Source organism: Micromonospora sp. LOL_025 (assembly GCF_048060285.1).
Taxonomy (GTDB): Bacteria; Actinomycetota; Actinomycetes; order Mycobacteriales; family Micromonosporaceae; genus Micromonospora.
In genome coordinates this window covers 33,771-51,113 of record NZ_JBHMIR010000030.1, presented here as the reverse complement: position 1 = coordinate 51,113, position 17,343 = coordinate 33,771, and the positions used below count along the sequence as shown (strand labels likewise).

The window sequence follows — 17,343 nt, the reverse complement described above, 5'->3', positions numbered from 1 at the left end:
TGGTCCCCGCTCAGGCGGGGACCAGCACCGCCTCGCGCAGGAGGCGGCGGGCAAGGGTGAGCCGGTCGGCGTCGTCGTCCAGGTTCGGCAGGTCGCCGACCCGGAAGGACCCGGCGCCGAGCAGGGCGCGCACGGCCGGCGCGCACGACGCGGGCAGGGTGATCGTGCGGTCGAACAACACCAGCGCGACCTTGTCACCGCGCGGGGTGAGCCGCCAGCGCAGGCCGGGTCGCGGGGCGAGCCGGGTGTCGGCGTCCAGTGCCGCCAGCGCGGCGGCCTGGGCCAGGGGCCGGATGGGCGCGGGCCGGGCGGCGGGCCAGGCGCGCTGCCGCAGCCGGGCGGCGACGGCCGCCGGGTCGGCCCGCAGCAGCCAGTCCCGCAGCGCCTCCACCGTCTCGGTCAGCTCCGGCTCGATCGCGTCCGGGTCGGCGACGTCGGTGCCGAACGGCAGCGTGGCGCGCAGCCGCTGGTCCTCGGCGGCGAGGGCGAGCAGCTCCTCGACCATGGCGTAGCGGGTCAGCGCCCGGACGCCGACGGTCAGGTGCAGCGAGCTGGACTCCTGGGCCTGCGCGCTGTGCAGCCAGCCGCGGGGCAGGTAGAGCGCGTCACCGGGGGCGAGCACCACGTCCAGCGCGGCGGGCCCGTCGGCGGTGGCGGCGACCTCGTCGGCCCGGCCACCCCACGGCTGCTTCTCCAGCGGGTCCGGCAGCACCGGCGGGTGGATCCGCCAGTGCTTACGGCCGTCGACCTGGAGGACGAAGACGTCGTGGGTGTCGTAGTGGGTGGCGAACCCCTGGCTGCCGGCCGGGGTCAGGTAGGCGTTGACCTGCAACGGCTGCCCGACGGCGGTGCCGAGTTCGCGGGTGAAGTCGGTCAGGGCCGGCCAGGTGCGGTGCAGGCCCTGCAGGACGAGGGTGGCGCCGCCGGCGTACAGCTCCAGCACCCGCTCGTCGAGGACCTGGTCGGCGATCTCGGCGCCGGCGCCGCCGCCGCCGGTGAAGCGGGCCGCCGGCACGAGCTGGCCGTCCTTGGCGATCCGCAGGAACGGGGTACGCAGGCCGCGGCGGCTGAGCAGCTCGTCGGCGTCGGCGGGACTGAGCAGGTCGGTGAAACCGTCCCGGTTGGGCAGCTCGTCGGCGCGGGAGAGCAGCGGCGTGCGTCCCCAGTGGGCGGCGGCGAACTTCGCCGGCTCGACCGACACGCAGCGGGCGAGCGCGGCGGCGGCCTCGGACGGAACCGCCGGGCGGCGGTCGCCGCCCGGCGGGTCGATGTCAGTCATGGCGATCCGTCAGGCGCTGCCGTCGGCGCCACCGTCGTGCTGGCCCGGAGTGGCACCGCCGTCGGCGGGACCCTCCGCGCTGCCGTCGGCGCCACCGTCGTGCTGGCCCGGGGTCGCGCCGCCGTCGGCGGGACCCTCCGCGCCCTGGTCGGCGCCCTGGTCGGCACCGCGCTCGGCGCCGCGGTCGGCACCGCCGTCGGCGCCACCGTCCTGCTGGCCCGGGGTCGCGCCGCCGTCGGCCGGGCCCTCGGGGCCGCCACCGCTGGTGGTCTGCATGTCGTCGTCGTTGAGTGCCATCGGTGCTCCCTAGGGATGTGCCGCCCCGCCGTTACGCCGGGGTCCGTCGTGCAGCGGGTGGTACCCCACACGCGATCTTCTCTAACCACACCGTAGACGCCCGTTCCGGTTCACACCGGCGGTTCGCCGTGCCCGGTCGCGGCCGTCGGGAGGTACGGCGCGGCGCGCCGTGCAGGGCGAACGCCGGTGTCCGCGATCGTGCCGCCCGGTGGCGGCGCCGGGGTCGCGCCGCCCGGCGCGGCGGCGCCGACGGTGACAGGATGGTCCTGCCCGACCAGGAGGTGACGATGACCGAGCCGACCGGGCCGCGCCCGCTTGAACCGGTGACCGAGCAGTGGCAGCGCGCGCTGGCGATCGTGGCGCACCCCGACGACCTGGAGTTCGGCGCCGCCGCCGCGGTCGCCCGCTGGACGGCGCAGGGCAGACAGGTGGGCTACTGCCTCGTCACCAGCGGCGAGGCCGGCATCGACGCGATGCCCCCGCCGCGGGCGAGGGAGGTCCGGGAGCGGGAGCAGCGCGAGTCCGCGGCCCTCGTCGGGGTGGAGACCGTGGAGTTCCTCGGCCTTGCCGACGGCGTCCTGGAGTACGGCGTGCCGCTGCGTCGCGCCCTGGCCGGGGCGGTCCGCCGGCACCGGCCCGAGATCGTGATCACCAACAACTTCCGGGACACCTGGGACGGTGCGTACGCCCTCAACCAGGCCGACCACATCGCCACCGGCCGGGCGGTGCTGGATGCCGTCCGCGACGCCGGCAACCGGTGGGTGTTCCCGGAGCAGCTCGTCGACGGGGTCGAGCCGTGGGACGGGGTGCGCCAGGTCTGGGCCCACTCCTCGCCCCTCGCCGCGCACGGGGTGGACGTCACCGACACCTTCGCGCGGGGCGTGGCGTCGCTGAGGGCGCACGAGGCGTACCTGACCGGGCTGGGCGACGGCGGCTTCGATCCCGAGGAGTTCCTCGAAGGGCTCAGCCGCCCCGTCGGCGCCCGGCTGGGCGTCCGCCACGGCGCCGCCTTCGAGGTCTTCCACCTCGACCTTCAGTAGGGACGGCGGATGATCCTGCTCGGCACCTCGGGGTGGCAGTACCGCGACTGGCGGGGCCCCTTCTATCCGACCGGGCTACCGCAGCGGCTCTGGCTGGAGCACTTCGCCGCCCGGTTCGCCACGGTGGAGGTGAACAACGCCTTCTACCGGCTGCCCGAGCGCGACACCTTCGCCGCCTGGCGCACCCGCACCCCCGACGACTTCTGCGTAACGGTGAAGATGAGCCGCTACCTCACCCACGTCAAGCGCCTGCGCGACCCCGCCGAGCCGGTGGCCCGCTTCCTGGGCCGGGCCACCGCGCTCGGCGACCGGCTCGGCCCGGTGCTGGTGCAGCTGCCGCCGAACCTGCCCGCCGACCCGGCGGCGCTGGACGCGGCGCTGCGGCTCTTCCCCGCCGACGTGCGGGTCGCCGTCGAGCCGCGGCACCCGTCGTGGTGGACCGACGCCACCCGGGCGGTGCTGGAGCGGCGGCGGGCGGCGCTGGTCTGGGCCGACCGGCTCGGCCGGCCCGTTGCGCCCCGCTGGCGCACCGCCGACTTCGGCTACCTGCGCCTGCACGAGGGGCGGGCCAACCCCTGGCCCCGCTACGGCCGCACCTCGCTAGCCTCCTGGGTACGCCGGCTCGCCGACGTGTTCGGCGACGACGAGCCCGCGTACGTCTACTTCAACAACGACCCCGGCGGCGCCGCCATCGTCGACGCGACCGCCTTCGCCGCGCTCGCCCGCCGGGCCGGCCGGTCGGTCAGCCGCGTGCCCGGCACGCCGCAGGCCCCCGACGACCGGGGCGGGGCGGTGGCGCCGAGCGCACCGGCGTGAACGGCACGCGGTCCGCTCCACCAGGGGCGGAGCGGACCGTCGTGGACGAGCGGCGCGTCAGGGAATGATGCTGGCCATGTCCTTGGGCATGGTGGCCTTCACGTCCTCCCACTCGCCCTGGGTCACGTGCCGGCGCAGGGTGTCGAGCACCACCTGCACCACGCGCTCCGGGCCGCCCTCGACGTCGTACGGGAAGCCCTGCCGGACCTCCAGCAGGAAGTCGTTCCGGTTGAGCTTGATCGGCACGTCCGACGGCTTCCAGCCGTCGAAGTAGATCCCGCGCACGAGTACCGGCAGCTGCGCGGCGAACTCCACGCTCTCCTGCACCGGCATCCGGTCGCGCAGCAGGTGCAGCACCGTGCGCAGCGCGCAGTAGGACTGGTTGCGTTGCTCCTTGGGCCAGCCGTAGGCCTGCTCGATGTCCTTGAGGATCAGGTTGGTCTTGTCCATCGAGGACTCGAACGCGGAATGCAGCTGCTCAGCCATCTGTCCACCCCCGTACGTCGGTCTCCCACTGTCGGTCGTCGTCACGTCGCGGCGGCCCCACCGGGCCGCGCGGCTGCCGGGTCGGGCCGACCCGGGCGGGGCGCGGCGCCCACCGGGTGTCGGCGGACGACCCGACGACGTGCAGCACGGCGCCGCGTCGTCGACCCGGTACCACCCGAACCGTCATCTGCACCCACCTCCGTGGTGTCGCCTCCCGCGGCCACGGTCGACCGCACACACCGTCCATGCTGCGCGGCGACGGGGTGAGCGGCCCTCACCCCGACGGGGTGAGACGCCCGGCTCAGTCGGCGTCGAGCAGCCCGGCGAGGGTCGCGGCGTTGGTCTGCGCGTAGTCCCGGTAACAGTTGTTCATCAGGACGTGCGTCTCCTGGGCTGAATCGGCCAGCTCGCGCAGCTTCGGCGCCCAGTCGCGCAGCTCCCGGTCGGCGTAGCGGTAGCCGAACTTCTCGTGGATGTCCTTGCTGGTCCACTTGTCGCTGTGCCCGTGGAAGCGGACCACCGCGAGGTCCGCGGTGGCGGCCAGCACCGGGGGCACCGACGAGCGGTGCCCCTGCGGCATGTCCACGCAGACGTACGCCAGCCGGTGCTCGCGCAGGAAGGCGAGGGTCTCCCCGGCGTTGTCACCGTCGAACCAGGAGGCGTGCCGGAACTCGTAGACCGGGCGCAGCGGGGCGCACCGCTTCGCCACCTCCAGCAGGTACTGCTTGTTGTCTCGCTTGATGGTGAACCAGGGCGGGAACTGGAACAGCAGCGCGCCGAGCTTGCCCGCCTCCATCAGCGGATCCAGCGCGGCGAGGAAGCGCGTCCACACCTCCTCGTACGCCTGCGGCGGCAGGTCGTCCGGGTACAGGTTCTTCTTCCCCGTGTCCGGCCGGAGGTCCTTGTAGAGCGCGCCGACCCGGGTCGGGTGCCCGGTGAGCAGACTGAACGCCTTGACGTTGAAGGTGAAGCCGGCCGGGGTCCGCTCGGCCCACAGCCTCGCCGTCCGCTCGGCGGGCGGCGAGTAGTAGGTGGCGTCGACCTCGACCAGCGGGAACTGGCGGGCGTAGTACGCCAGCCGCTTCTCCGGGGTGTCGGCGGTCTGCGGGTACCAGCCGGAGTCCAGCAACGTCCGGTCGGTCCAGGAGGCGGTGCCGACCTTGATCTCACCCATCAGTCGACCTCGCCGCGTTCCGGACCGACCGGCAACCGCTGGCGGGGATCAGGCCGCCCGACGCTCCCGGTTCTGCTTGCACTGCACGCAGGTGGTGGCGGAGGGAAAGATCTCCAGCCGCTCGACGGGGATAGCCGAGGTGCAGCCCTCACAGAAGCCGTACGTGCCCTCCTCCAGCCGGGTGAGGGCGTGCTCGTACTGGGCGCGGCGGTCGAGGATGGTCCGCAGCAGGGACTGCGCGGTGTCCCGCTCCGCCGTCTTGGTGCCGCTGTCGGCCTGGTCGTCGCCGGCGGTGTCACCCACCTCCACCAGCCGCAGCACCTGGCTCTGGAGCACCGCCTGCTCGTACTCCGCGGACAGCTCGTCGTAGCGGGCCTGCAGGGAGCGCCGGATCTGGTCGATCTCCGCCTGGGATCGGCCCGTACCGATCGTGTCGTGGACGAGCATCGCTGCCTGCCTTTCTGGCCTGAAAATCCGCCGGGGCACCGGTACGTGCGCCCAGCCCCGTGGTGGTCTGCGCGCGGGCGGATCACCCGCGCTCTGTGAGCCGGGCGAATACCCCGGCGGGCCGACGCTCAAACCCACGATTCTTCGCCGCGTCCCGGCGTCAGGGCGACACCGGGGACTCCACCAGGGCCAGGTGCCGGGGATCGTCGGCGCGGACCACGACATCGGCGAACGAGGCCGGGGCGACCTCGTCGGCGTACCGGGCGAAGGCGGGCAACGTCCACCGCTGCGCCGGGTCGGTGCGCCGGGCCAGGGCCCCCGGGGAGAGCACCAGGTGGACCGTGACGTCGAAGGGCAGGCCCCCGCCGAGCAGCAGCGCCCCGCTGACCAGCAGGACGCCCCCGGGCGGCAGGTCGACGTACGCGGCGCGGCTGGCCCGGTCGGCGGTGGCGTCCCACAGCGAGGGCAGCACCCGCCCCGAGCCGCCGGGCCCGGCCGGGTCGAGCACCTCCCGGCGCAGCCCCGGCTCGTCGACCCAGCCCTCGTAGAACGCGTCGGGGTTGGTCCGACCGAACTCCAGGCGCACCGACGCGGGGCGGAGGAAGTCCGCGGCGCGTACGTGCAGGGCGGGCCGGCCGAGCGCGCGCAGCGGGTCGACCAGCGCGGCGGCGAGTTCGTCCGGGCCGGCCGCCGGCGCGCCGTCGACGGCCACCCGCAGCCGGCCGGGGGCGTCGGTGCCGGCGAGGCGCTCGGTCAGCTCGGCGACGAGCAGCTCCGGGGAGATGGGTCGAATCCGCATCCGACCATGGTGCCCCGCCGGCCGACCATGGTGCCCCGCCGGCCGACCATGGATGCCCCGCCGGCCGTCACGGACGGACCCGTCCCGCGCGGCTACGCCCGGCGGCTGGCCGAGCGCGAGGCGCGGCGGGCGGCGTCGGCCACGGCGGGCGGTGGTGACGCGGTGGACCGCCGTGCGGCCACGGCATGCGGTGGTGACGCGGTGGGCCGCCGTGCGGCGCGGCGGGCGGTGGGGCGCGGTGGGCGGTGGGGCGCGGTGGGCGGCGTCAGCCGTTGCGGTCGATGGTGACGCGGGCGTCGTCGGCGAGCCGGTAGCCGACGCCGTAGACGGTCGTGACCAGCGGAACGTCGACGCCGACCTTGCCGCGCAGCCGGCGGACGTGCACGTCCACGGTGCGCACGCCGGCGTGCTCGTAGCCCCAGACCGCGTTGAGCAGTTGCAACCGGGTGAAGACCCGGCGGGGGTGGGCGACGAGGTGCAGCAGCAGGTCGAACTCCAGCCGGGTCAGGGGCAACGGCTCGCCGTCGCGCAGCACCGACCGGGACGACGCGAGGATGTGCAGGTTCGGGATCATGGCGGCGACCGGGCGCGACGGCGCGCGGCCGGCGGGCACCGGGTCGGGGCGGCGTTCGACGGTGGCGGTGATGATGGTGCCCTCGCCGCGTTCCAGCATCTCCCGGGCGGCCTCCAGCAGCCGTCGGGCGGGCGGTGTCAGCGACTCCTCGGATGCCAACGGGATGTTCAGGGTCACCGTGAGCATCGGTGCGGCGGTGTTGGCGGGACGACGCTGGCCCCCCGGGGGTCGACCGGGAACAGCCGGCTGGGACGTATGCCATCCGGCGCGCGACGAGGCGGGGCTGACCGACATGGTCCTCCTTGGCTGGTCCGGGTATCTCCCCACGGCCCGGGACGCCGCTCCATCGATGCTTCCCGGCGCCCGGGCGAGGGTCAAGGGGCGGCTGCGTTGCATGAATGTGACAATTGACGAACGCATCGGAGCCGGATGCTCGCTCTGCGTACGAAGCCTGATGATTACAGCAGAGCCACCGGGTTGACCCGATAGGGGGGTGCCCGCCCGGTTCACGGTGGTCGGCGCGGGTGCGTCGGGAATGGATGAACGTGAATCGCGTCGGCCCGCCGGAGGGCCCCGGGGACGCGACCGGGGTGCCGCGCGGCGCACCGGGGACGAGACGGCGCGGCCCCGGACGCGGCGGCGCGGCGCGCCCGGGTCCGGGCACGCCGCGCCGGTGGCGCCGTCAGCGACTGGGCTGGATCTCGATGCGGGCCTCGTCGGCGAGGCGGTAGCCCACGCCGTAGACGGTGGTCACCACCGGCATGTCCGCGTCGAGCTTGGCGCGTAGCCGGCGGACGTGCACGTCGACGGTGCGCGCCACCGCGTGCTCGTAGCCCCACACCCGGCTCAGCAGCTGGAGCCGCGTGAACACCCGGCGGGGCTGCTCCGCCAGGAACAGCAGCAGGTCGTACTCGATGCGGGTCAGCGGGATCACGCGGGAGCCCTGGTGGACCACCCGCGAGCCGGTGGCGATCCGGATCGCGTGGGGGTCCACGGCGGCCGGCACCGGCCGGAGCGCCGCCGGCCGGTCCTCGGCGACGCCGGGCCCCAGCCGCCCCTCCCCCGACTCGGCGAGTTCGCCGATCAGCTCCAGCAGCCGGGCCAGGCGGGGGCTCACCGGCCCCGGGGCGAGGTCGAGGGTGATGGTGACGGTCGGGGCGGAACTCGGTCGGCCTGCTCCGACCCGCTCGGGGCGCGCGGTCGGGTGGTGTCGGGTGGGGATGGCGACGACGGACATGGAGCCTCCTGCGGTGGCGGTGCCGCCACGCCCGGTGGAGCGTGACGGTCAGGACGGCGCCCGGCCGGCGGTGACCGGGGGCGCGGGGATGGACGTGGGCCGCGGCGGGGTGGGCCCGAGCACGGGCAGACCGGCGAGCCGCCAGGCGACGAAGCCGCCGACGACGTCCGTGGCGTGGCGCAGCCCGAGATCCTGGAGGGCGGCGGCGGCCAGCGACGAGGTGTAGCCCTCCTGACAGATGACCAGCACCCGCAGGTCGTAGCCGACCGCCTGGGGCAGCCGGGCGGGGCAGCGGGGGTCGAACCGCCACTCCAGCACGTTGCGTTCGATCGCCAGCGATCCGGGCACGGTGCCGTGGGCGGCCCGCTGGGCGGCCGGGCGGATGTCGACCAGCAGGGCCCCGCCCCGGTGCGCCAGATGCGCGCGCTCCGGGTCCAGCCGGTCCAGCCGCGCCCGGGCGGCGGCCAGGATCTCGTCGATGCCCCGGGAGCCCGGCGGCGCCACCGGGGGCGGACACGCGTGCGGGTCGTCGGTCTGCGGCATGGTCGTTCCCTCCACTGGTTGGTTCACGTACGACGGCGGGCCGCCGGCGCGGGGCGGGCGGCGCGCAGGGATGGCGGGCGGCCCGGGCGGTTCCGCGTCGCGCTCACCAGGCGACTCCGGCCTCGGCGACCTCGGCGACGCGCAGCCGGCCGCCGGTGAGCCGGTAGCTGGTCATCCGGCGCAGCGCGGGCCGGTAGACGTGGACACTCACCGCCGGTTTGTCCGTCCGGTTGGACACCAGGTGCACGTGCCGCGGGCCGAAACGACGGCCGGAGCCGGCCGGCAGCCGGTGCGGGCGGAGCACGCCCCCGTCGACCGTCTCCTCGGTCAGGGCTCCGGAGACGACCTGGAACGCGCCGCCGCAGCCGCCGTGGTCGTGCAGGTCGGTGCCCTGGCCGGGCAGCCAGCTCAACGCCCACACCTCGTGGTCGGTCTCGTGGACGAGCTGGGCGTACCACCGGGCGACCGGGTCGAAGCGCAGCGGCACCGGCCAGCGGGCGGGGTCGGCGGCCCACCGTCGGGCGGTGGCGAGCAGGTCGGGTGGGCGTCGGTCGGGCATGGCGGTCCTCGCGGTTCGGCGGTACGTCGACCCAGCATAGACTGCAAACCCTATTGGTTTAGTAGGCAATCCCAGGAGCTGGGACGCGGTCAGCGGCGGACCGGCGGCTCCACCCGGTTGCCGGGCACGTCAGCGCGGACCGGCGGCTCCACCCGGTAGCCGGGCACCGAAGGCCAGCGCACCGTCAACACGACCGACTCACGCTCGGCGTACCAGGAGTGGTCCACGCCCCGCCCCCACACCACGTAGTCGCCGGGCTCGCCGAGCACCACCGTCCGGTCCGGCAACTCGACCCGGAACCGGCCGCTGACCAGCACCAGCAGGGCCGTCCGCCGCTCCCGCGTGGCCCATCGGGAGCGCGCCTCCCCCGCCGGATGGACCCCCCACTTCACCTCGACGTCGGCACTGTGCCGGGCGTCGCCCGGGGGCATGAAGTGGCCCAGCAGCCAGCCGGCGTTCGTCGCTCCGTCCACACCCGCGTTGCCCACGTACACCCTGTCGTCCATCGACCTCTCCCCCAGCACGCCGGCCGAGCAACGTACCAGGCGGACGTCCGACTAACCTGGACCGGTGAGTGAGGAACTCGACGCGGAGACGCTGGCGTTCGCGCACCGGATGTTCGACCTGGCCCGCGACGGGGCCACCGCCGAACTGGCCGACTACGTCGACGCGGGGCTGCCGGTCAACCTGACCAACGACAAGGGCGACACCCTGCTGATCCTGGCGGCGTACCACGCCCATGCCGAGACCGTCGGCGCGCTGCTCGCCCGGGGGGCCGACCACGCCCGGACCAACGACCGGGGCCAGACGGCGCTGGCCGCGGCCACCTTCCGCAGCAGCACCGAGGCCGTCCGGGCGCTGCTCGCCGCCGGGGCCGACCCGCACCACGGCAACCCGTCGGCGGTGGAGACCGCCACCTTCTTCGACCTGCCCGAGATGCTCGCGCTGCTGACCGCGCCGACCGGCTGACGCCGACGCCCGGCGGGGCCGGCCCGCGCCCGGTATACAGGGTCGGTGGAGGATCCGCTGCCCGAACAGATGCGCACCGCCGCCACGGCGCTGCTGGCCGCGCTGGACGAAGCCGCCCGCGCCCAGGCCACCCACCGGTTCGACGACGAGGCGGCCCGCCGCTGGCTCGAGTACCGGCCGAGACCCCGGCCCGGGGTCTGCCTGGCCGACCTCGACCGCGCCGGGCGCAAGGCCGCGCACCGGCTGCTGGCCACCGCGCTGAGCCCTCCGGCGTACGCCCAGGCGATGGCCATCGTCGCGCTGGAGGAGGTGCTGGACCGGGCGGAGGGATGGCGTCGGGGCCGGCACAGCGGCGACTACTGGGTGGCCGTTTTCGGCGACCCGGCCCGCGACGACGCCTGGGCGTGGCGCCTGGAGGGGCACCACCTCTCGGTGAGCATGACCGTGGTCGCCGACCAGGTCTCCCCCGCGCCCATCTTCCTCGGCGCCAACCCGGCCACCGTCCGGTACGCCGGCCGCCCGGTCTCCCGGCCGCTGGGCGTGGAGGAGGACCTGGCCCGCGCCCTGCTCGACGCGATGGGCCCGGCGGGCCGGGCGGCGGCGATCGTCGCCGACGAGGCGCCCGGAGACATCATCAGCGCCACCCGTCCCCGCGTGGACGGCCCGCTGGAGCCGCTCGGGGTGCCCGCCGACCGGCTCGGGCCCACCGGGCGGGCCCTGCTGGACCAGCTCGTGGCGCTCTACCTGGACCGGCTTCCCCCCGAGCTGGCGGTCCGGGAGGCGCGCCGGCTCGACTCCGGGCAGCTGCACTTCGCCTGGGCCGGCCCGACGGTGCCCGGCCGGCGCCACTACTACCGCGTGCAGGGCGACGACCTGCTCATCGAGTACGACAACACCACCGACGACGGCAACCACGCCCACACCGTCCTGCGCCGCCCGGCCAGCGACTTCGGCACCGACGTCCTAGCCGCCCACCACGCCGACTCCCACCACCCCACCCCCTGACCCACCCTGCCCCTCCCCCCGCCTGCCGGCGTCGATCATGCAGTTATGGTGCCCCACGAAAGGTGCAAACGGGCGTCTACTGCCCACCACAACTGCCTGATCGGCGCGGCTGGGGGTGGGCGGGTGGGGCGGGGAGCAGGGGCGGGGGAGCAGGGGCGGGGGTGGGGTTAGGGGCGGGGGTGGGCCAGGTCTACGGTGGCGTCGGAGGCGTCGGCGAAGGCGTCGAAGGTGGTGGGCTCGGCGCGGCGGCCCGCGTCGAAGCGGCGGACCAGCCGGGCGCCCAGCGAGACGCCGACCGCGCCGACGCCCAGGGCCACCAGCTCGGTGAGCAGCAGCACGACGGAGGCGCCCCGCTGCGGCGCGTCCGCGCGGACGAGGCAGGCGACCAGGAACAGCGCGGCCATCGCCACGTTCACCAGGTTGAAGGTGATCGCCGTACGCCGGGTCCGGTCGACCGGCACGTCCCACAGGTCGATCATGCCGGCCACGGCGGCCAGCGCGGCGGCGACCAGGGCGGCCACGGACGTCCAGTAGCCCACCTCACCGAGGAAGGCCGGCCCGCCGAGCACGTCGGTCAGGTCGAACACGGTCGCGCTCACGAAGAGCCCGAACGGGAACGTCACCAGCATCGGTTGGATCGGATGCCCCTGCACCCGCAGCCGGCTCTGCATGGTTCCTCCCCAGGTAGGCACGCGTCACCAGTCCAGGGTGCTACCCGGGCGCCGGCACACCGAAACGACACGCGGCCCGCCGGCCACAGAGGTCACGCAGGTCACCGAGGTCACGCCGGCCACGCAGACCACGCGGGCCACGCGCCGCCTCACGGTCTTCGCCGGCGTCTCCGGCTTTGGCAAGAGCGGTCACGGCAGCCACGATCGTTTCACGCCGGCCACAGAAGGTTCCACCGCCACCGGAGCCCGGACGGGCGGCGGACGGCCGGGGAAGATTCAGCTGTCCCGGGGGCGCGACACGGTGGCGACCAACCGGTCGGCCACCTCCCGCAGCGGGATGTCCAGTGACGAGGCCGCGCTGCGCAGCACGTCGAGCGCCTCCCCCGCCGCGCAGCCGCGCTGGGTCATGATCACGCCGATCGCCTGCCCGATCACCCCGTCGCCGAGCACCGAGGGGTCGAGTTCCCCGGCCTCGGCCGCCTTGCGGGCCCGGTCGCGGACCGCCGCGAGGAGCAGCCCGGCGTGCTCGGCCAGCAGCATCGCGGTGAGCTGGTGCCCCGGGGTGAGCAGGTCGGCGGCGCCGGCGTAGAGGTTGATCGCCCCGATCACCTGGTCGTCGACGTCGACCGGCGCGGAGATCACCCCGTGCACACCCAGCTCCCGCGCTCGCGGCGTCCAGGCCGGCCAGCGCTCCTCGCGGTCCAGCCGGTCGGAGAGGGTCATCTCCCGCCGCCGGATCGCGTCCATCGCCGGCGAGTCGGGGCCGTGCCGCAGGTCGTCCAGGCTCGCCAGGCGCGCGTCGGAGGCCGCCACCCCGGCCGGTTCGCCGGCGCGCAGCGCGGTGAAGCCGCACCAGCTCACGCCGACCACCGCCGCGCGGGCGGTACGCACCAGCGCGTCCAGCGCCTCGTCGAAGTCGTCGAGCGCGATCAGCGCGGCCGTCAGCTCGCGCAGCATGGCGGCGGTCTCCAGGACGCCGAGCCGCTCCACCGCCGGGTCCCACATCTCCAGGTTCACCGCTCCACTGCCCCCACCGTCCCGGCGCGTGCTCCCGCACGGCCGACCGGCGCCGTCACCTGTTCCATCGTCTGTTCTCCCCCGACTCCTCGGACCCGGCCTACTACCCTCGCAAACCGGGATCGAAACGGCGCAAAAGGGGGCCCCTTCCGGCACCCGGAGGCGCCGGGAAGGGGCCCCGAGCGTCAGCGCGACGCGGAGCTGAGCCGCCGCCCCACCGAGGCGATCAACCGGTCCAGCTCCGAGCCGAACGGGTTGTCGTGCACCAGGTAGGTCCAGGTCGCGCTCGGCCGCACCAGCTTCGCCTCGTCCGGCTCCCAGTCGTCGGTGAACTCGGTCTCCTCGAAGGTCTCGATCGTCCGCCGCTCGATCTCCGGAATCAGGTTGTTGAACGCCGGCACCGCCGCCCGGTGGAACTCGTCCAGCGGGTCGAGCCGGCCCAGGGCGCGCAGGTGCACGCCCTCGCGTACCTCGGAGAGCTCCGCGAGGTGCTCCGTCCAGAGCCGGTCGAGGTGGTAGAGGGCGATCGAGCGGGCGACCCGGGCGAGCAGGTCCTCGTCCATCTCGCCGGCCTTCTCGGGCACCCGGTCGAGCAGCATCAGCGCCGCCACGTCGCTGGTGAGCAGCCGTTCCCGACGCTCCGCGAGGGCCTTGCGCTGCTGCTCGATGACGACGCTGTAGCGCCAGGTGTTGCGGTGGATCTCGTGGTTGACGCCCTCGGCGACCCGCTGGGCGTGCTCGACGGCGTACTCGACCTGGTCGTCGGTGACCAGGCCGTCGGCGTTCATCCGGGGCGAGGCGGGGACGGCGTCGCCGGCGTGCCGGACGACCAGGTCGTCCTCCAGGCTGACGAAGAAGACCGAGCCGCCCGGGTCGCCCTGCCGCCCGGCCCGGCCGCGCAACTGGTCGTCGACGCGCCGGCTGTCGTGCCGGCCGCTGCCGATCACGTAGAGGCCGCCCAGCTCGGCGACCCGGTCGCGGTCGGCCTGGTCGCTGCCGCCGAGCCGGATGTCCACGCCCCGGCCGGCCATCTGGGTGGAGACGGTCACCGCGCCGTACGCGCCGGCCTCGGCGATGATCGTCGCCTCCTCGTCGTCGTTCTTCGCGTTGAGCACCACGCAGGACACCCCGGCGGCGTTCAGGCCGGCCGCCAGCCCCTCGGACTCCTTCACGTCCAGGGTGCCGACCAGCACCGGCCGCCCGCGCTCGTGGTGGCGCTTGATCTCGTCGACCAGCGCCTCCTCCTTCTCCGCGCGGGTGGCGTAGATGCGGTCCGGCTCGTCCTCGCGCACGCACGGGGTGTTCGGCGGGATCACCGCCACCTCGAGACCGAAGAACTCCCGCAGTTGGTCGCCGACCAGCACCGCGGTCGCCGTCATGCCGCACACCTTGGGGTAGAGCGCGATGTACGCCTGCACGGCGATGGTGCCGAGCACCTCGCCCTCGGCGGTGGCGTCCAGCCCCTCCTTGGCCTCCACGGCCGCCTGGAGTCCGTCGGGCCAGCGGCGGCGCTGGGCGACCCGGCCCCGCATCTCGTCGATGAGCTCGACCGAGCCGTCGCGGACGATGTAGTCGACGTCGCGGTGCAGCAGGGCGTGCGCGTGCAGCGCCACGTTCACCGCGGACAGCTGCGCGACGTGCTCCTCGTCGTACAGGTCGATGCCGAGCTTGGCCTCGACGGCGGCCAGACCGGCGGCGGTGAAGGCGACGCTGCGGCCGTCCTCGGCCACCGTGTAGTGCTTGCCCTTGCGCAGGCCCCGCACCTGCGCGGCGGCGGCGTGCACCGGGTCCTGCTCGCCGGCGACCGAGCCGGCGAGGACCATCGGCACCCGGGCCTCGTCGATGAGGATCGAGTCGGCCTCGTCGACGATCGCGGTGCGCAGCGGCGGCTGCACCCGGTCCTCCACGTCGGTGACGAGCTGGTCGCGCAGGTAGTCGAAGCCGGCCTCGCTGACCGAGACGTACGTGACGTCGCAGGCGTACGCGTCGCGCCGCTCCTGCGGGGTGGACGCCTCGTTGACCCAGCCGACGGTCAGGCCGAGCAGGGTGTAGACCGGCTCCATCCAGAGGGCGTCGCGCCGGGCCAGGTAGTCGTTGACGGTGAGCACGTGCACCGGGCCGTTGCCCAGCCGGACGTGCCCGTAGGCGGCGATCGTCGCGGTGAGCGTCTTGCCCTCACCGGTGGCCATCTCGGCGACCTTGCCCGAGAGCAGCGCCATCGCGCCCAGCAGCTGCACGTCGTACGGCCGCTGGTCGAGGCCGCGGCGGGCGGCCTCGCGGCCGATCGCGCAGATCTCCTCGTAGCCCGTGGCCTTGCCGGCGGCCTCGGTCAGCTCGGCGTCGTCGAGCGCCGACAGCTCGTCCTCGCGCGCCTCGACGGCCGGCAGCAGCTTCTCCAACGGCCCCAGGTCGACCGTCGTCCCCGGGCGCTGGAGGAACCGGCGGAACCTGGTCTTCAAGCGTTGCGACACACCCATGAGCGGCAACGGTACGCGACCGGAGCCCGCGTTGGCGGCCCGCCCGGCGCGCCGCCACGCGGGCGTCGTCGCCGGGCGGGTCGCGGGCGTGGAGCGCTCAGCTCACCAGGAGCTGGTGGGTGGCCAGCTCACGGTAGAGCGGGCTGGTCCCGGTCAGCTCGTCGTGGGTGCCCGTGGCCGCCACCCGACCGCCGTCGAGCACCACGATCTGGTCGGCGTCGACGACGGTGGAGAGGCGGTGCGCCACGATCAGCAGGGTGCGCCGGGCGGCCACCGCGTCGATGGCCCGGCGCAGCGCGGCCTCGTTGCGGGCGTCGAGGTTGCTGGTCGGCTCGTCGAGCAGCAGCACCGGCGGTCCGGCCAGCAGGGCGCGGGCGATCGCCAGCCGCTGCCGCTCGCCACCCGAGAGCAGCACCCCGCCCTCGCCCACCTGCACGTCCAGCCCCTCGGGGGCGCGCTCGGCCAGGTGGCCGAGGTTGACCTCGTCGAGCACCGCGCGCAGCCGGGCCTCGGTGGCCTCCGGCGCGCTGATCAGGAGGTTCTCCCGCAGCGTGCCGGCCAGCACGGGCGCGGACTGCTCGACGTAGCCGATCCGGGCGCGCAGCGCGTCGCGGGGCAGGTCCCGCACGTCGACCCCGTCGATGCGCAGCGCGCCCTCGGTGACCTCGTAGAAGCGCTCGACCAGCGCCAGCAGCGTCGACTTCCCGGCACCCGACGGGCCCACCAGGGCGGTGCGGGTGCCGGCCGGCACGGTGAAGCTCACCTCGCGCAGCACCGGCGGCCCGCCGGGATAGCCGAAGCCCACCCGGTCGAACTCGACGGACGCCGGGGCGCCGCCGGGCAGCGCCCGGGCCGGGGCGGTCTCTTGCCGGTCGGCCGCCCCCTCGACCGGCACGGCGAGCATCTCCTCGATCCGCTGGAGCGCCCCCAGCCCGGTCTGCAACTGGGTGTAGGCGTGCACGGCCTGCCCGAGCGGAAGGACCAGGAAGAACAGGAACATGATGAAGGCGACCAGGTCGCCGACGGTGATCGCGCCCGCCGCCACCCGCGCCCCGCCCACCCCGAGGACCAGCAGGAACGCCCCCTGGATGGTGACGCTGCTGGCCGGGCCGACGAACGCCTGCACCCGGGCCACCCGCAGGCCCGCCGCGTACGCCTGCGCGGCGCTGACGCCGATCGCGTCGGCCTCGCGCCGCTCCGCCCGGGCCGCGCGGATCGTCCGGGCGGCGGAGATGGCGCGCTCCACCGCCGAGGTCATCTCGCCGACGCGTTCCTGGGCGGCGCGGGCCAGGCCCCGCACCCGGTGGGCGAAGGCGACCGCGACGGCGATGCCGGCGGCCACCCCGAGCAGGGTCACCCCGAACAGCACCGGGTCGAGCAGGACCATCGCGCCCGCCGCGCCGAGCACCATCACGGCGCCGGTGACCACCTCGAACAGGCCGGAGGTGATCACGGCGCGCAACAGGGTGGTGTCCGAGCCGACGCGGGAGAGCAGGTCGCCGGTGCGGCGGCGGTCGTACTCGGCGATCGGCAGCCGCAACAGGTGGCCGGCCAGCCGCCGCCGGGTGCCCAGCACGACCCCCTCCGCGGTGCGTTGCAGCAGGTAGTCCCGCACTCCGCCGATCACCGCGGCCACCAGCACCAGGGCGACCAGCGCCACGACCAGCCCGGCCACGCCCCGGCTGCCGGAGAGCCCGTCCAGCACCGAGCGGGTGAGCAGCGGCTGTGCCAGTGACGCCGCCGCGCCGGCCAACGACAGCGCGCCCACCACGGCCAGGGTGCCGCGGTGGGCGCGCAGGTACGGCAGCAGGGCGGCGAGGCCGACCCGCCGGTCGTGCACGCCCCCGCCCGGACCGCCGGCGGCGGTCGGCACGGAGTCGTCGGCGGTCGTGACGGGAGCGGCGGCGGTCATGGCTGGAACGGTATCGGGCGGCGTCACCGGCCCGGGGCGAC

The 17,343-nt window shown here is 75.0% G+C and carries 19 protein-coding genes; 4 read left to right on the top strand and 15 right to left on the bottom strand.

The features are described from left to right. Positions 1–10 precede the first annotated feature (10 nt). Both ACFHW0_RS26495 and ACFHW0_RS26490 read right to left on the bottom strand, forming a co-directional pair. Entirely contained in the window at positions 11–1,279 is a 1,269-nt protein-coding gene (locus ACFHW0_RS26495; RefSeq protein ID WP_416611847.1) for a cupin domain-containing protein, read from the bottom strand. Between the two features lie 9 nt (positions 1,280–1,288). After that, complete coding sequence (locus ACFHW0_RS26490; RefSeq protein ID WP_416611845.1) at positions 1,289–1,576, bottom strand: hypothetical protein; 288 nt, start codon at positions 1,574–1,576, stop codon at positions 1,289–1,291. Positions 1,577–1,863: 287 nt separating this feature from the next. Between ACFHW0_RS26490 and ACFHW0_RS26485 the strand changes: the two genes are divergently transcribed. After that, the gene (locus ACFHW0_RS26485) at positions 1,864–2,616 is read left to right on the top strand and encodes a PIG-L deacetylase family protein (RefSeq protein ID WP_416611843.1); all 753 of its coding nucleotides are present in this window, start codon (positions 1,864–1,866) and stop codon (positions 2,614–2,616) included. A 9-nt stretch (positions 2,617–2,625) separates the two neighbouring features. Beyond that, the gene (locus tag ACFHW0_RS26480) at positions 2,626–3,432 is read left to right on the top strand and encodes a DUF72 domain-containing protein (RefSeq protein ID WP_416611841.1); all 807 of its coding nucleotides are present in this window, start codon (positions 2,626–2,628) and stop codon (positions 3,430–3,432) included. Between the two features lie 57 nt (positions 3,433–3,489). Here ACFHW0_RS26480 and ACFHW0_RS26475 read toward each other — a convergent pair whose 3' ends face one another. The 9 genes from ACFHW0_RS26475 to ACFHW0_RS26435 form a co-directional block, all read right to left on the bottom strand. Then, positions 3,490–3,918 (bottom strand): DUF2267 domain-containing protein, encoded by a 429-nt coding sequence (locus ACFHW0_RS26475; RefSeq protein ID WP_416611839.1) that lies wholly within the window; start codon positions 3,916–3,918, stop codon positions 3,490–3,492. A gap of 301 nt (positions 3,919–4,219) precedes the next feature. Beyond that, complete coding sequence (locus ACFHW0_RS26470; protein WP_416611837.1) at positions 4,220–5,092, bottom strand: DUF72 domain-containing protein; 873 nt, start codon at positions 5,090–5,092, stop codon at positions 4,220–4,222. 48 nt (positions 5,093–5,140) lie between these two features. Further along, entirely contained in the window at positions 5,141–5,539 is a 399-nt protein-coding gene (locus ACFHW0_RS26465) for a TraR/DksA family transcriptional regulator (protein WP_089000644.1), read from the bottom strand. Positions 5,540–5,699: 160 nt separating this feature from the next. Further along, positions 5,700–6,338, bottom strand: coding sequence for a uridine kinase (locus tag ACFHW0_RS26460; RefSeq protein WP_416611835.1), 639 nt, complete (start codon positions 6,336–6,338; stop codon positions 5,700–5,702). Between the two features lie 265 nt (positions 6,339–6,603). Continuing rightward, the gene (locus ACFHW0_RS26455; protein ID WP_416611833.1) at positions 6,604–7,206 is read right to left on the bottom strand and encodes a winged helix-turn-helix domain-containing protein; all 603 of its coding nucleotides are present in this window, start codon (positions 7,204–7,206) and stop codon (positions 6,604–6,606) included. A 388-nt stretch (positions 7,207–7,594) separates the two neighbouring features. Continuing rightward, positions 7,595–8,149, bottom strand: coding sequence for a winged helix-turn-helix domain-containing protein (locus ACFHW0_RS26450; protein ID WP_416611831.1), 555 nt, complete (start codon positions 8,147–8,149; stop codon positions 7,595–7,597). A 48-nt stretch (positions 8,150–8,197) separates the two neighbouring features. Next, on the bottom strand, positions 8,198–8,692 hold the full coding sequence (locus tag ACFHW0_RS26445) for a rhodanese-like domain-containing protein (RefSeq protein ID WP_416611829.1): 495 nt from the start codon (positions 8,690–8,692) through the stop codon (positions 8,198–8,200). A 103-nt stretch (positions 8,693–8,795) separates the two neighbouring features. Continuing rightward, a complete protein-coding gene (locus ACFHW0_RS26440; protein ID WP_416611827.1) occupies positions 8,796–9,251 on the bottom strand; it encodes a cysteine dioxygenase in 456 nt (151 codons plus the stop codon). 89 nt (positions 9,252–9,340) lie between these two features. After that, positions 9,341–9,757, bottom strand: coding sequence for a signal peptidase I (locus ACFHW0_RS26435; RefSeq protein WP_416611825.1), 417 nt, complete (start codon positions 9,755–9,757; stop codon positions 9,341–9,343). Between the two features lie 109 nt (positions 9,758–9,866). Between ACFHW0_RS26435 and ACFHW0_RS26430 the strand changes: the two genes are divergently transcribed. After that, on the top strand, positions 9,867–10,220 hold the full coding sequence (locus ACFHW0_RS26430) for an ankyrin repeat domain-containing protein (protein ID WP_416611890.1): 354 nt from the start codon (positions 9,867–9,869) through the stop codon (positions 10,218–10,220). A gap of 45 nt (positions 10,221–10,265) precedes the next feature. Then, on the top strand, positions 10,266–11,225 hold the full coding sequence (locus tag ACFHW0_RS26425) for a DUF3500 domain-containing protein (protein WP_416611823.1): 960 nt from the start codon (positions 10,266–10,268) through the stop codon (positions 11,223–11,225). A 167-nt stretch (positions 11,226–11,392) separates the two neighbouring features. Here the strand turns inward: ACFHW0_RS26425 and ACFHW0_RS26420 are convergent, their stop codons facing one another. The 4 genes from ACFHW0_RS26420 to ACFHW0_RS26405 form a co-directional block, all read right to left on the bottom strand. Beyond that, on the bottom strand, positions 11,393–11,896 hold the full coding sequence (locus ACFHW0_RS26420; RefSeq protein ID WP_416611822.1) for a DUF2231 domain-containing protein: 504 nt from the start codon (positions 11,894–11,896) through the stop codon (positions 11,393–11,395). A gap of 276 nt (positions 11,897–12,172) precedes the next feature. Continuing rightward, a complete protein-coding gene (locus ACFHW0_RS26415; protein WP_416611820.1) occupies positions 12,173–12,913 on the bottom strand; it encodes a GAF and ANTAR domain-containing protein in 741 nt (246 codons plus the stop codon). A 185-nt stretch (positions 12,914–13,098) separates the two neighbouring features. Continuing rightward, positions 13,099–15,390: an accessory Sec system translocase SecA2 gene (secA2, locus tag ACFHW0_RS26410; RefSeq protein WP_416611818.1), complete on the bottom strand. Its 2,292-nt coding sequence runs from the start codon at positions 15,388–15,390 to the stop codon at positions 13,099–13,101. Positions 15,391–15,487: 97 nt separating this feature from the next. Further along, the gene (locus ACFHW0_RS26405) at positions 15,488–17,302 is read right to left on the bottom strand and encodes an ABC transporter ATP-binding protein (RefSeq protein WP_416611816.1); all 1,815 of its coding nucleotides are present in this window, start codon (positions 17,300–17,302) and stop codon (positions 15,488–15,490) included. Positions 17,303–17,343: the final 41 nt, after the last annotated feature.

What these genes read in the sequence shown, in the direction of transcription:
- ACFHW0_RS26435 (WP_416611825.1), bottom strand. Translation starts at nt 9,757, where the DNA reads ATGGACGACAGGGTGTACGTGGGCAACGCGGGTGTGGACGGAGCGACG.
- ACFHW0_RS26485 (WP_416611843.1), top strand. Translation starts at nt 1,864, where the DNA reads ATGACCGAGCCGACCGGGCCGCGCCCGCTTGAACCGGTGACCGAGCAG.
- ACFHW0_RS26490 (WP_416611845.1), bottom strand. Translation starts at nt 1,576, where the DNA reads ATGGCACTCAACGACGACGACATGCAGACCACCAGCGGTGGCGGCCCC.
- ACFHW0_RS26440 (WP_416611827.1), bottom strand. Translation starts at nt 9,251, where the DNA reads ATGCCCGACCGACGCCCACCCGACCTGCTCGCCACCGCCCGACGGTGG.
- ACFHW0_RS26495 (WP_416611847.1), bottom strand. Translation starts at nt 1,279, where the DNA reads ATGACTGACATCGACCCGCCGGGCGGCGACCGCCGCCCGGCGGTTCCG.
- ACFHW0_RS26465 (WP_089000644.1), bottom strand. Translation starts at nt 5,539, where the DNA reads ATGCTCGTCCACGACACGATCGGTACGGGCCGATCCCAGGCGGAGATC.
- ACFHW0_RS26475 (WP_416611839.1), bottom strand. Translation starts at nt 3,918, where the DNA reads ATGGCTGAGCAGCTGCATTCCGCGTTCGAGTCCTCGATGGACAAGACC.
- ACFHW0_RS26455 (WP_416611833.1), bottom strand. Translation starts at nt 7,206, where the DNA reads ATGTCGGTCAGCCCCGCCTCGTCGCGCGCCGGATGGCATACGTCCCAG.
- ACFHW0_RS26460 (WP_416611835.1), bottom strand. Translation starts at nt 6,338, where the DNA reads ATGCGGATTCGACCCATCTCCCCGGAGCTGCTCGTCGCCGAGCTGACC.
- ACFHW0_RS26420 (WP_416611822.1), bottom strand. Translation starts at nt 11,896, where the DNA reads ATGCAGAGCCGGCTGCGGGTGCAGGGGCATCCGATCCAACCGATGCTG.
- ACFHW0_RS26480 (WP_416611841.1), top strand. Translation starts at nt 2,626, where the DNA reads ATGATCCTGCTCGGCACCTCGGGGTGGCAGTACCGCGACTGGCGGGGC.
- ACFHW0_RS26450 (WP_416611831.1), bottom strand. Translation starts at nt 8,149, where the DNA reads ATGTCCGTCGTCGCCATCCCCACCCGACACCACCCGACCGCGCGCCCC.
- ACFHW0_RS26430 (WP_416611890.1), top strand. Translation starts at nt 9,867, where the DNA reads ATGTTCGACCTGGCCCGCGACGGGGCCACCGCCGAACTGGCCGACTAC.
- secA2 (WP_416611818.1), bottom strand. Translation starts at nt 15,390, where the DNA reads ATGGGTGTGTCGCAACGCTTGAAGACCAGGTTCCGCCGGTTCCTCCAG.
- ACFHW0_RS26405 (WP_416611816.1), bottom strand. Translation starts at nt 17,302, where the DNA reads ATGACCGCCGCCGCTCCCGTCACGACCGCCGACGACTCCGTGCCGACC.
- ACFHW0_RS26445 (WP_416611829.1), bottom strand. Translation starts at nt 8,692, where the DNA reads ATGCCGCAGACCGACGACCCGCACGCGTGTCCGCCCCCGGTGGCGCCG.
- ACFHW0_RS26470 (WP_416611837.1), bottom strand. Translation starts at nt 5,092, where the DNA reads ATGGGTGAGATCAAGGTCGGCACCGCCTCCTGGACCGACCGGACGTTG.